Consider the following 13145-nt stretch of genomic DNA (forward strand, 5'->3'; position numbering starts at 1 on the left):
GATCAACTTCGATCAACTTCGATCAACTTCGATCAACTTCGATTAACGGTGTGCGCGCGTGCGGTAATCGTCATAGCGCGCACGCGGGTAGCGGCCCGATAAATATTGCGGCGCAATCGCTTCCAGCGCCGCCGGCTTGATGCCCAGTTCCGGCGCAATCGGCGATGTTGCCCCCCCTGTTGCCACATTATCGACCTGCATCGAAGCCAGATTATCGCGGCTCATTACCGGGCCGAACGGCGCATATTCCAGCAGCAGCGCTTGCAGCCGCGCCAGCGATGGCGGCAGCGCAATTATCGGACGCGGATAACCGGCATACAAGCCGGCCAATTGCACCAACTGGCGCAAGCTGTATACCGTCGGGCCGGCCAGCTCATAAGTGCGGCCGATAGTTTGCTCGCATGCCAACGCGTTGACGAACGCGCGCGCCACATCCTCGACATGGATCGGCTGGAATTTCGCCTCTGCGCTGCCGAGCGGAACCACCGGCAATATTTTTTGCATAGCTGCGAACATGTTGAGGAAATGGTCTGCTGCGCCAAACATCACGGAAGGACGAAAGATGGTAGTCTTCAGGCCCGGCTCGGAGCGTGCGGCAACCTCCCCGGCGGCCTTGGAGCGCTGGTACATCGACGGCCCGTTGGCGTCCGCGCCCAGCGCGCTCATATGCAAATAACGCGACACGCCGCTAGCTGTGCAGGCAGCGACGATGCGTTTCGGCAATGCCACATGGGCGCGCTCAAAATCCGGGCCGTAAGACGTGCCTGCCGCCCCCGCACGCGAATGCAAAATCCCCACCAGGTTGACCACCGCATCGACGCCCTGCATCAGGCCGCGCAGAATCGCATCGTCATGCACATCAGCCTCGACCACATCGACTGTCGGCAGCGTGATCAGCGCCTTGGCGCGCTCGCGGTTGCGGGTCGGCACAATCACGACATGGCCGGCGTTCGACAATTGCGCAACCAGACTGCTGCCGACAAAGCCGCTGCCGCCGATCACTAAGACTGTTGGGTATCGCATGGGGTGTTGCTCCTTGAACTTGGTGTGCCGCTGCGGCAAAAATTATTATTTTGAATTGCAGGTTGGCGCTGAGCAAAACGCAGTCCAACCTACGGAAACTAGGCCTGGTATTTTTTACAACCGCAATGAATATATGCAGAAAATACTATGAAAACAGTGATACTCCTCACTTTTTAACAACCATTGCGTCGTGATTCTGGTTCGTTATTTTCGTGTCTTTCGTGAACAATCCATCCATTACTACTTCGGCGCCACCGATCCCAGACGCGCCTTGAGTGATTGCGGCTGGCCATCGAACAGGGCTGCATAATACGTGGCGTTGGACAGCACGTTCTTGACGTAACCACGGGTTTCTGAAAACGGGATGGTTTCGGCAAAGATTGCGCCTTCCACCGCCCCCGGCAAAGTGGCGCGCCAGGCCCGCGGCCGGCCGGGGCCGGCGTTGTAGGCTGCGGTTGCCAGCGCTTGCGAGCCGTCCAGATCGCCCAGCACGATATTCAGATAATTGGTGCCGAGCATGATGTTGGTGTCAATTTCGTTGACCCGGCCAGGAGAAAATTCGCCGAAGCCGATCCTGTTGGCAACCCACTTGGCGGTAGCCGGCATCAGTTGCATCAGGCCGGAAGCGCCGACGTTCGAGCGCGCATCCATGATGAAGCGCGATTCCTGCCGGATCAGCCCGTACACCCAGGCCATGTCGATGCCGAGCTTTTGCGTATTGACGCGCATGATGTCGCGAAACGGCGTCGGAAAGCGCTGCTCGAAATTGACTTCCGTTTTAGTGCGGTCGGAAGTGTTCACCATCCGGTCCAGCACATTGTTTTGCCGCGCAAACTCGGCCGCCGCCAAATGCTGGCGCTCACTAAATTTACGCAACTCCCAGTTCCATTCGCGCGTGCCTTCGAAGCGTAAATTCATCGCGAAAAACTTCAGCGCACGACGCAAACCCGCATTCACCGTCATTGCTGCCACTTCGCTTGGCGTAGCCTTAGCGGCACTGGCGGGAATAGTGATTTTGCCGCCGGTTTCTTCGATCGCCAACTGCCCGTAAAAATTGGTTTGATCGGCAATCGAGGCAAACATCTGTTGCGCCGCCGCGTTCTGCCCTTGCGCCTTCAGCGCACGCGCCGCCCAGTAAACCCAGGTTGCATCGGTGCGCAATATTACCGGCATCGCATCGATGGCCGCGCCGACCTGTTTCCAGTCGCCGACCCGCAAGGCGGCACGCGCACGCCACTGATATCCCTCCAGCGACAAACGGGCCCCATTCGCCCGACGCCAGTAATCGGCGGCTTCCGGAGCCAGATTGAGCGAAGCCGGCAAGGCAATCTGCGCCCAGCCCTGAGCCTGTTCCTGCCGGGCCAGAGCGGCGCTATTGCTGGCCAACCCGCGCGCGGCTTGCTCCGGACTGGATTTGGCGAGGCGGCCGAGCGCGATCAAGTACGCCTCGTGCGCCGCACGCCCGCTGCCTGGCCCGTAGGCTACTGTCAGCGCCGGCTGATTGATCGCACTTGCAACCTTTTCCACCATCGACAGATCGACCAGTGCGGTCAGTTGGCGCGCCAGCGCCACATTGTTAACTTCGGCCGCCAGCCGGACTTGCTGCCACAGATCGTTCTCATCAAACTGTTCGGTTTCGGCTAGCCCGGTCAGCAAAGCCACGCAAGCAGGGCCATAATTTTTCGGCTCTACCAGCAGCGCACGGGCTTCAACCGCCACCTGTTGCCGCTTGCTGATACGCGACATCAATGCATAACACTTGAGCTGGGTATCATCGTCGAGCGCGAATTGCGGATATTGCTCGTCGAATCTCTTCCAATCGCGCTGCTGGCCCAGTTCCAGCAGCCAGTCATTGCGCAAGCGATCGGCAATCGCAGTGCCGTCATAGCGCGCCAGATAGCTGCGAATTTCCGTCTCGGGCGCGGTTTTCAGGCGGGTCTTGAGGCGATAGTAATTGACATAGGAATCAATGTCATAATTTGCCAGCCGCGCCGCAATGCTGTCGGTTTTTTCGACATCATCTTGGCGTGCGGCAGCGCGCAAGGCAATGAAATCCTCGTCCGCGCCCAACTGGCCAGCCGACTTGAACTGCGCGTGGGCGACCGGCAACAGGGTCAGCGCTGCAGCAGCAAGTGCAATTCGGGTAATTCGTTTGATGGTAAACATAGACACAATTTCCACTACTTTCTCATGACAGGTTTCAGCATAACACGCGATTTCGGCAATATTTTAGCGCATGATGCGCCACTGCATCCACCGCAACCTGATGCTGTCGAAAATGACAAAACCATCCTGCGCCGCAGCCTGATCGCGCTACGGCGCGGCGTCGCCAGCGAACAGCGGGCGCAGTTTGATCTTGCCATCGGCAGCCACGTCGCCCACTGGTGGCGCGCGCATCCGGTACCGGTGCTGGGAGTTTATTGGCCGATCCGGCACGAACCGGATTTGCATGTTGTATATGCTGAACTGGCCGCGGCAGGCGTGCAGCTGGCGCTGCCGGTAGTGATAGTGCCCGACACGCCGTTGCAATTCGTCGCCTGGACGCCGGGCGCGCCGTTGGTCAAGGATGCTTTCGGGGTATCGATTCCGGCCACCATCGTCCCGCTACAGCCGCAAGCGCTGCTGATTCCTTGCGTCGGCTTCACGGCCGCCGGCATCCGGCTCGGTTATGGCGGCGGCTATTACGACCGCACGCTGGCAAGCGCTGCGCGTCCGCTCGCCATCGGCATCGCCTATAGCTGCACCAAAGCCGATTTTGCTGCCGCCGCGCACGATGTGGCGATGGACGCCATCGTCACTGAAAACGGCATGGTGGATGGGTGCAACCCATCACCTATCGTACTTACCGGATGATGGGTTGCACCCATCCTACGTAAGCCGTTGCAATATCGCGCTGGTCGGCGCCGACTGATTCATCGAGTAAAAATGCAAGCCAGGCGCGCCGCCGGCGAGCAGGCGCTCGCACAATTGCGTCACCACATCCAGCCCGAAAGCCTTGATGGAATCGGTATCGTCGCCGAAGCTGGCCAGCTTCAGCCGAATCCAGCGCGGGATTTCCGAGCCGCACATATCGGAAAAACGCATCAATTGCGAATAATTGGTAATCGGCATGATGCCCGGCACTACCGGCACCCGCACGCCGTGCTTGTGGGCGTTCTCCAGAAACTGGAAATAGGCATCGGCGTTGTAAAAATACTGGGTGATCGCAGCGTTCGCGCCAGCCTGCACTTTGCGCACGAAATTCTGCAAATCATCCTGCGGCGACTTCGCCTGCGGGTGCATTTCGGGATAGGCCGCCACCTCGATATGAAACCAGTCACCGGTCTCGGTACGGATGAACTCCACCAGTTCGCTGGCATACCGGAGTTCGCCGGCACCACCATAGCCGCTCGGCAAATCGCCGCGCAAGGCAACCAGTCGGCGAATCCCGTGCGCTTTGTAATCAGCCAGAATCGCGCGTATTGACTCCCGCGAACTGCCGACACAGGACAAATGCGGCGCAGCTTCCAAGCCTTCGCCCATGATTTCAATTACCGTATCGAGCGTGCCTTGTTGGGTGGAGCCACCGGCACCGAACGTCACCGAAAAATATTTCGGATGCAACTCGGCCAATTTTGCGCGCGTCGCACGCAGTTTTTCCGCCCCTTCAATCGTTTTTGGCGGAAAAAATTCGACGCTAAAGTTTTCTTTGGACATTTAATGTTTCAGAAGGATCGCCGACAAGGCCCAGGAAATAATGCTAAACAGCAAAGCGCCACCCACTGCCGACCAGAAGCCGCCGACATGAAAGCCATCCACCAGACTTGCCACCGCCCAGAACATCAGCCCATTGATGACAAAAATGAACAAGCCCATCGTCAGCACCGTGACCGGCAAAGTCAGCAGGATGAAAATCGGCCGGATCAAGGTATTGACCAGTCCCAGCAGCAACGCGGCAATTAAAGCGGTTACGAAATTGTCGACCCGCACCGAATGCATCAGGTAAGGCAAGGCCAGCAGAGCCAGCGTATTGATAAGCCATGAGACGAGTAAAAGCATGACGACCTCTTAGGTTAAATGCAGCGCATCAATCAAAAAAATAGCGCGATTTTGTAGGAGCGCACCCGGGCGCGAACAGTCCTGAAAGGACTGATAACGCAACTGAATAAGAGCCAGTCGCGCCCGGGTGCGTTCCTACACGGATTTACACCATCAATACCGATAATGCTCCGGCTTATAAGGGCCGGCCTTGGTCACGCCAATGTACGCGGCTTGCTCTTCGGTCAACTCAGTCAATTGCGCATTGAGTTTTTTCAATTGCAGGCGCGCCACTTTTTCATCCAGATGCTTGGGCAGCGTGTAGACGCCGACCGGATACGCGGCGGTGTTGACGAACAATTCGATTTGCGCAATGGTTTGATTGGCAAACGACGAACTCATTACATACGACGGATGACCGGTGCCGCAACCCAGATTCACCAATCGGCCTTCGGCCAGCAGGATGATGCGTTTGCCATTCGGGAAGATCACATGATCGACTTGTGGCTTGATGTTTTCCCAAGTGTATTGCTTGAGCGAGGCGACATCGATTTCATTGTCGAAATGGCCGATGTTGCAGACGATCGCCTGATCCTTCATCTTCACCAGATGTTCGTGGGTCAGGATGTGATAGTTGCCGGTGCAGGTGACGAAAATATCGCCATGTTCAGCGGCGTAATCCATCGTCACCACGCGGTAGCCTTCCATCGCCGCCTGCAACGCGCAGATCGGATCGATTTCCGTGACCCACACTTGCGCCGACAAAGCGCGCATCGCCTGTGCCGAACCCTTGCCGACGTCGCCATAACCGGCGATCACCGCCACCTTGCCGGCGATCATCACGTCGGTGGCGCGCTTGATGCCGTCCACCAGCGATTCGCGGCAACCGTACAAGTTGTCGAACTTGGATTTGGTGACCGAATCGTTGACATTGATGGCCGGGAACGCCAGCTTGCCTTCCTTGTGCATCTGGTACAGACGATGCACGCCGGTGGTGGTTTCTTCCGTTACGCCCTTGATTGCAGCCAGACGGCTGGAATACCAGCCGGGCTGCGTCGCCAGACGCTTCTTAATCGCGTTGAACAGACAGATTTCTTCCTCGGACGCCGGATTGTCCAGCACCGACGCATCTTTTTCGGCACGCGTGCCCAGATGCAGCAGCAAGGTCGCATCGCCGCCATCGTCGAGGATCATGTTGGCGTATTGGGTTTGCCCTTGTGCGCCATTGGTCCATTCGAAGATGCGATGGGTGAATTCCCAATAATCGTCTAGCGATTCGCCCTTGAAGGCAAACACCGGCGTGCCGCCAGCGGCAATCGCAGCAGCGGCGTGATCCTGGGTCGAATAAATATTGCACGAAGCCCAGCGCACGTCGGCACCGAGCGCTTCCAAGGTCTGGATCAATACCGCGGTCTGGATCGTCATGTGGATCGAGCCGGCAATCCGTGCGCCTTTGAGCGGCTGGGCAGCGGCGAATTCTTCGCGGATTGCCATCAAACCGGGCATTTCGGTTTCGGCGATGCGAATTTCCTTGTGGCCCCAATCGGCCAGAGCCATGTCGGCTACGGAATAATCTGCGGATGCTGCGGAGGTAGTACTTGTGGAATGGGAAACTGCGGCGTTCATCACGCCCTCCTTTCGGTTAGAAAAAAAGTAACGTGAGCGCAGTTGCGGGAAAGTGCCCAAGCCTGATATCGCTTACTGGAAGTAAGCAACACTGCAACGCTCCTTGGGGAGGGGAATTATACCTGATACGCACGGCCGTAGGATGGGTGAAACCCATCGCATATCGAACCTACATGATGGGTTGCACCCATCCTACGGTACTGCTGTTTTTTGTAGGAGCGCACCCGGGCGCGAACAGTCCTGAAAGGACTGATATCGGAATCGGATACGGTCCAGTCGCGCCCGGGTGCGCTCCTACCGTCCTATAACCCAGCCGCGGCGCGCAAGTCCGCAGCTTTGTCAGTGCGCTCCCAGGTGAATTCCGGCTCTTCGCGGCCGAAGTGGCCGTAGGCGGCGGTCTTGGCATAAATCGGACGCAGCAAATCGAGCATCTGGATAATGGCTTTCGGACGCAGGTCAAAATGTTCCAGCACCAGATGCGCCAGTTCGCCGTCGCTGATCTTGCCGGTGCCGAATGTGGTCACCATGACCGAAGTCGGCTTGGCCACGCCGATCGCATACGAAACCTGGATCTGGCAACGTTCGGCCAGACCGGCGGCGACGATATTCTTCGCCACATAACGGCCGGCGTAAGCGGCGGAACGATCCACCTTGCTTGGGTCCTTGCCGGAAAACGCGCCGCCGCCGTGCGGCGCTGCGCCGCCGTAGGTATCGACGATAATCTTGCGCCCGGTCAGGCCGCAATCGCCTTGCGGGCCGCCGATGACGAAACGGCCGGTCGGATTGATCAGGTAGCGGGTTTCTTTCAGCCACTCGCTCGGCACCACCGGTTTGATGATTTCCTCGATTGCCGCTTGCTCGATATCCTTGTGCTGCATTTCCGGCGCATGCTGGGTCGACAACACGATGGTGTCGATGGCGACCGGGCGGCCGTCCACATATTTCAAAGTGACTTGCGATTTGGCGTCCGGGCGCAGCCACGGCAGGCGGCCATCCTTGCGCAATTGCGACTGGCGCTCGACGATGCGGTGGGCGTAATGGATCGCCGCCGGCATCAGTTCCGGCGTCTCATCACAAGCGTAACCGAACATCAAGCCTTGATCGCCCGCGCCCTGGTCGAGGTCAAGTCCCTGACCGACATTGACGCCCTGGGCGATATCCTGCGATTGCTGGTCGTAGCACATCATCACCGCGCAACCCTTGTAATCGATGCCGTATTCGGTATTGTCGTAGCCGATGCGCTTCAAGGTTTCGCGCGCGATGCGAATGTAATCGACCTGCGCGCTGGAAGAAATTTCACCGGCCAGGATCACCAGGCCGGTATTGCACAAGGTTTCGGCGGCAACCCGGCCGGCCGGGTCTTGCTCCAGCACGGCGTCGAGGATGGCGTCGGAAATCTGGTCGGCGACTTTGTCGGGATGACCTTCCGATACGGATTCGGAGGTGAAAAGATAGGTGTTGGCCATGACAGGCTCCTTGTAACGATTTTGGCAATGTCGCGGCCAATCCAATGAGCCTGCGACGCTTTAGCGAAATTTATAGACCGCCTCGCAAGTTGTCTCTGTTAACTCGGCGGTTACTGCAATGTGATATTTTACGCTCCTTGCTAGCAATCGGCACAGCCACCCTCTTCCATCATGCTCGTCACTCTGTTTCGCCTGCTGTCCCGCCTTCCGTTGCCCATCCTGCACGCGATGGGCAGCGCGCTGGGCTGGCTGGTCTATCTGGCCTCGCCCTCGCATCGCCGGCGGCTGTCAGAAAATATCCGCCGCGCCGGCCACGCCGCCCATCGCAGCGCGGCCATCCGCGAGTCCGGCAAAAGCATCCTGGAGCTGGCTTTCGTCTGGTGCGCGCCGCCGGCGCGGGTGTTGCGCTGCGCCACGGTCGAAAATTGGGAACTGGTGCAAGCCGCGCTCGACGCCAGGCAGGGCGTGATCTTCCTGACTCCGCACCTGGGCTGTTTCGAGATCATCGCCCAGTCCATCGCTGCCAGAACGCCGCTCACCGTGCTGTACCGCCCACCCCACAAGGACGCGCTGAAACCGCTGATCGAAGGCGCACGCGCGCGCGAAAATCTGTTGCTGGCAGCGGCCAATCTGTCGGGAGTGCGGGCCTTGTTCAAGTGCCTGAAAAAAGGCGGCGCGATCGGCTTGCTGCCGGATCAAACGCCGCAGCACGGCGAAGGCGTGTGGGCCGATTTCTTCGGCAAGCCGGCCTACACCATGACGCTGTCGGCCAAGCTGCATCAACTGTCCGGTGCGCCGATCATCCTGTCGTATGCGGAACGGCTGCCGTTCGGACGCGGCTACATCGTGCGCTTCATCCGTTTCGAGGAAGCGCTGGGCGAAACGCCTGAAACACAGGCTGCGGCCATCAATCGCGCGATGGAAAAATTGATTGCGCGCTGCCCGGCGCAGTATTTCTGGAGCTACAACCGCTACAAAGTCCCGTCCGGCGTGGCAGCGCCAGAAACACCGCCGGAGCAGGCATGAGGCTATTGCTGGGAGTGATGTGGCTGCTGCACTGGCTGCCGTTGCCGCTGCTGGGGCGCTTGGGCGAAGCCATCGGCAGCCTATTGTTTATGCTGCTGAAGTCGCGCCGCCATATCACCTTGACCAATTTGCGCCTGTGTCTGCCTGACTTGAGCCAGGCTGAACGCAAAAAAATCGCCAAACAGCACTTCCAGGCCTATGCCCGCAGCGTGCTGGAACGCGGCATTCTGTGGTGGGCCTCGGAAGCGCGCCTGCGCCGGCTGATCCGGGTAGTGCCGCACGTGCCGCTGGACGCGATTGCAGCCCGGCCGACCATCCTGCTGTGCCCGCACTTCGTCGGCCTCGACGTGGCCGGAGTCGCGGTGATGTTGGAATCCTCGCTATGCTCGATCTATACCCCGCAACGCAATCGGCAGTTTGACGCTGCGTTGCGCCGGGGCCGCTCGCGCTTTCGGCCGGTGCAACTGTTTGCGCGCAGCGAAGGCGTCAAACCGATCCTCCGCGCGATGCGGCAGCGGGTGCCGTTCTTCATGCTGCCGGACATGGATTTCGGCGCCAGAGATGCCGAATTCGTGCCGTTTTTCGGCATTCCCGCCGCCACCCTGACCGCGCCGGCCCGGATTGCCGGCATTACCGGCGCGCAAGTGATCCCGGTCATCGCCACCTATCTGCCGCATTACCAGGGCTGGAAGGTGACGTTTTATCCTGCCGTGGAGAATTACCCGGGCGAAGATCTGATTGCAGCCACCCGGGCCATGAATGCCTTCATCGAACAGCGCATTCTGGAAGCGCCGGCGGAATATTTCTGGACCCACAAACGCTTCAAGACGCGCCCGCCGGGCGTGCCGAGCGTATACGTACAGAATCGTAGGTTGGATGAGCGCTAGCGTAATCCGACATTCTCCGCCATACATGTCGGATTACGCGATAAAGCCGCTCATCCAACCTACGACACCTGCATACCAATACTCAATAATGTATTTTTAAATACCGCATGTATATATGCGTAAACAGCATTGTTTTAACTTATACCCCCAATAAAATGAAACTAAAATTCACCAAAATGCACGGCGCAGGGAATGATTTCGTGGTGATCGACGCGATACACCAGCAGATCGATTTCACACCGGCGCAGTGGCAATTCATCGCCGACCGCCGTTTCGGCATCGGCGCCGATCAGATGCTGGTAGTGGAACCAGCGCCAACCCCGGAAGTGGATTTCCGCTACCGGATTTACAACGCCGACGGCGGCGAAGTCGAGCAATGCGGCAACGGCGCGCGCGCCTTCGTGCGCTTCGTGACGGAAAAAGGCTTGACCGACAAGCGCAGCATTCGGGTGCAAACCCTGTCCGGCGTGATCGAACCGCGACTCGAAGCCGACGGCCAGATTACCGTCAACATGGGTGCGCCGGTACTGGCCCCGGCGCAAGTGCCGTTCGACGCCCACGACCTGCAAGGCAAAACCGAGGGCAGCGACACGCTGTGGCCGCTGGACATCAATGACGCCACGGTCTGGGTCTCGGTAGTTTCGATGGGCAACCCGCATGCGGTGCAAGTGGTGGCGGACGCAGAACAAGCGCCGCTCGCTGCCGACGGCCCGCAGATCGAACATCACCCGCGCTTCCCGAAACGCGTCAATGCCGGCTTCATGCAAATCGTCAATCGTCATCAGATCAAATTGCGCGTATTCGAGCGCGGCACCGGCGAAACCCTGGCTTGCGGCACCGGCGCTTGCGCAGCGGCAGTGGCCGGCATCCGGCGCGGCCTGCTGGATTCACCAGTGCAAGTCAGCATGCGTGGCGGAGAACTATCGATCGCCTGGGCCGGCCAAACCGAGCCGGTAATGCTGACCGGCCCGGCAGTAACCGTGTTCGAGGGCGAAATCGAAATCCCGGATTAAATCTGTTTTGCTCCTCTCTCCCGCTTGCGGGAGAGAGGCCGGGAGAGAGGGAGTCAGCAAGCATTCCGACCGCACCAACATGGCAATGCAGTCAAGGTTGCGCCTTGTTTTGACACCTTGCATATTGCGAGTACCCTCACTTGCAGTGCGCACACAGGCTTGCAAGCCTGTGCCGCTACGCTGGCGAATGGCATGCCATTCGAATTCCCAGCTACGCCCCTCAGCCCCTCTCCCACAAGTGGGAGAGGGGAGATTCAATCATTCCCAACCAAAGCCTTCAGCCGGTACTGGCGCTGGCGGTAATTGCCTTCCGGCCCGCCCGGGCCGGAATCGACATCCTCAAAAATCCGCTTGATGCGGCGCAACGCTTGCAATTCTTCGGCTGTTTGCAACAAAATCAAACGGCGTTTGCTGCGCGCATTCTGGGCCCGGATATCGACTTGCAGGCAATGGCCGCAGTCGGCCAGATCCAGATCAATCAGCAAGGCTTCCGCCCGTGACAACCCAAACAGCGCCGCCAGTTCGATGCGCGCGGCCAGAAACGGATGGGCCGCGATCATGTCGCGGGTAAGCTGCCGTTGCGCCGCCAGCGCCCACGGCGCCGGGGTCGCCGGGGTTGCGACCTTGGTCAGCAACAACAAGGCTTCCCGACTACCTTGCGCCGCCGCTTTTTGCAGCCAGTAGGCAGCGCGCACGTCGTTCGAAATTGCCTCACGACGGCTGCGCCAGGCACTGGAACCGCACTCCAGTTGCGCCGCGCAATGCCCCATTTCGGCCGCCTGCTCCAGATAACGCCTGGAGTCAGGCAGGCACCGCTGCGAAAACTCCGCCTTCAGGTATACCCGCGACAAGGCAAACCAAGCCTCGGCCGAACCTTGCTCGCCGGCCTGCGTGAGCCAGAATATCGCCTTCTTGTAATGCGCGGAACCCGGTGCCGACGCCGCCCGCGCACCATCCAGGTCGATCCGGGCCAGCCACAAACCGAGCGCCAACTGGGCCGCACGGTCGCCTGCATACGCGGCCAGCTCCCAGCAGCGCTGCATCAGCACAATGTCTGCCACACAGGCATGCGCGGTGCCGGACAGCGCCTGTCCGGTGCGCGACAACAATGTCACGTCCGCCGCCGCCATGTGCTGCACCTGCGCCTTGAGCACATCCGGCGCATCCACCGCAACAATATGCGCGATGCCGCTGATCAGCGAGCGCGCCAGCGGCAATGCGCGACGCAGAAAGCCTTTCCAGTCCGACGCCGCCCACGCGTGTTCGGCCAGCACCTGCTGCGCTTGCGCCACGCCGCCATCGGCAGCACGGCCGGCCCACACCAAAGGCGTCTCTTCCGGCCCCTGCGGTGGCGGCGGCAGTGTCAGAGGCTGCAGCAACGACGGCGCCGCCGGCCCAGGGTATTGAGAGGCCGCGCGGATGCCGGCCTGCTGCGCCAGCAACCACTGCGCCTCGGCAATGCCAGCCTGCGCCGCCGCCTGCAATGCCTGCAAAGCCTTGTCGCGCAAGGCCGGGTCCAGTGCGCTGATGGGCTTCAAATTGGGTTTCGGCTCCGGCTCCAGTAGCAGACTGGCAAACACCAGCCCCGCCGGCAGCACCCCGGCATCGAGGGCACGCTCGTACCAGACCAGATAAGACAACGGCTTGGCAGTCCGGCGCACCGTCTCGAAAGGAATATGGTTGCCGATCAACATCCAGGCGGCGCTCTCGCCCTGATGCGCGGCCCGGTCCAGCCAATGCAGCGCGGTCGTCAGGCTTTGCGGCAAGCCGCCGCCGCCAAACAGGTAGCGCGTGCCCAGCGCCAGTTGCGCGGCAGCATCTCCGGCGCGCGCGCCCCGGATCATCGCCAGCTCTTCACGTGTGGCCATAATTACAGTCCTGCCTAAAAATAATGCGTATGAAAAATCGCCCCATCAACAAGGCTTGGGAGGTAAATACCGAATAAAATCACAATAAACGTATTCTTAAAACAACAATTTACCACGTCCCAGTACAAATCGCTTGCCAGAACCTCGCCAACAGATGCGCGGACCCTGCACCATTACGATAATCGCACACGACAAAATATGTTCCCGAAAAACAACAAT

11 protein-coding genes and 1 riboswitch are annotated in these 13145 nt (G+C 59.5%); of the genes, 4 read left to right on the forward strand and 7 right to left on the reverse strand.

Translation table 11 applies throughout. The annotated features are described in order from the left end of the window. Positions 1-42: 42 nt before the first annotated feature. Complete coding sequence (locus KGFNPO_RS15585) at positions 43-1023, reverse strand: complex I NDUFA9 subunit family protein (protein WP_472632150.1); 981 nt, start codon at positions 1021-1023, stop codon at positions 43-45. A 240-nt stretch (positions 1024-1263) separates the two neighbouring features. Next, positions 1264-3189, reverse strand: coding sequence for a lytic transglycosylase domain-containing protein (locus KGFNPO_RS15590; RefSeq protein ID WP_472632151.1), 1926 nt, complete (start codon positions 3187-3189; stop codon positions 1264-1266). Positions 3190-3213: 24 nt separating this feature from the next. On the opposite strand from KGFNPO_RS15590, the gene KGFNPO_RS15595 reads away from it, so the two are divergent. Further along, complete coding sequence (locus KGFNPO_RS15595; protein ID WP_472632152.1) at positions 3214-3876, forward strand: 5-formyltetrahydrofolate cyclo-ligase; 663 nt, start codon at positions 3214-3216, stop codon at positions 3874-3876. A 15-nt stretch (positions 3877-3891) separates the two neighbouring features. On the opposite strand, the gene metF is transcribed toward KGFNPO_RS15595, so the two are convergent. The 4 genes from metF to metK form a co-directional block, all read right to left on the reverse strand. Next, positions 3892-4719 carry a methylenetetrahydrofolate reductase [NAD(P)H] gene (gene metF / locus KGFNPO_RS15600; protein ID WP_472632153.1) on the reverse strand — a complete coding sequence of 276 codons (828 nt, stop codon included), beginning with the start codon at positions 4717-4719 and terminating at the stop codon, positions 3892-3894. Then, entirely contained in the window at positions 4720-5061 is a 342-nt protein-coding gene (locus KGFNPO_RS15605; protein WP_472632154.1) for a phage holin family protein, read from the reverse strand. It abuts the gene before it with no gap. A gap of 153 nt (positions 5062-5214) precedes the next feature. After that, a complete protein-coding gene (ahcY, locus tag KGFNPO_RS15610; RefSeq protein ID WP_472632155.1) occupies positions 5215-6666 on the reverse strand; it encodes an adenosylhomocysteinase in 1452 nt (483 codons plus the stop codon). A gap of 27 nt (positions 6667-6693) precedes the next feature. After that, a riboswitch (S-adenosyl-L-homocysteine riboswitch) is annotated at positions 6694-6777 on the reverse strand. 191 nt (positions 6778-6968) lie between these two features. Beyond that, a complete protein-coding gene (metK, locus tag KGFNPO_RS15615; RefSeq protein WP_472632156.1) occupies positions 6969-8132 on the reverse strand; it encodes a methionine adenosyltransferase in 1164 nt (387 codons plus the stop codon). A gap of 171 nt (positions 8133-8303) precedes the next feature. On the opposite strand from metK, the gene KGFNPO_RS15620 reads away from it, so the two are divergent. The 3 genes from KGFNPO_RS15620 to dapF all read left to right on the forward strand — a co-directional run bounded on the left by KGFNPO_RS15620 (position 8304) and on the right by dapF (position 11058). Then, positions 8304-9158: a lysophospholipid acyltransferase family protein gene (locus tag KGFNPO_RS15620; RefSeq protein ID WP_472632157.1), complete on the forward strand. Its 855-nt coding sequence runs from the start codon at positions 8304-8306 to the stop codon at positions 9156-9158. After that, positions 9155-10045 carry an LpxL/LpxP family acyltransferase gene (locus KGFNPO_RS15625; protein WP_472632158.1) on the forward strand — a complete coding sequence of 297 codons (891 nt, stop codon included), beginning with the start codon at positions 9155-9157 and terminating at the stop codon, positions 10043-10045. Before KGFNPO_RS15620 ends, KGFNPO_RS15625 begins: the two co-directional genes overlap by 4 nt. Positions 10046-10200: 155 nt before the next feature. Continuing rightward, on the forward strand, positions 10201-11058 hold the full coding sequence (dapF, locus tag KGFNPO_RS15630) for a diaminopimelate epimerase (RefSeq protein ID WP_472632159.1): 858 nt from the start codon (positions 10201-10203) through the stop codon (positions 11056-11058). Between the two features lie 254 nt (positions 11059-11312). Here dapF and KGFNPO_RS15635 read toward each other — a convergent pair whose 3' ends face one another. After that, the gene (locus KGFNPO_RS15635) at positions 11313-12926 is read right to left on the reverse strand and encodes a tetratricopeptide repeat protein (RefSeq protein ID WP_472632160.1); all 1614 of its coding nucleotides are present in this window, start codon (positions 12924-12926) and stop codon (positions 11313-11315) included. Positions 12927-13145: the final 219 nt, after the last annotated feature.

Source organism: Gelidimonas diazotrophica (assembly GCF_055694025.1).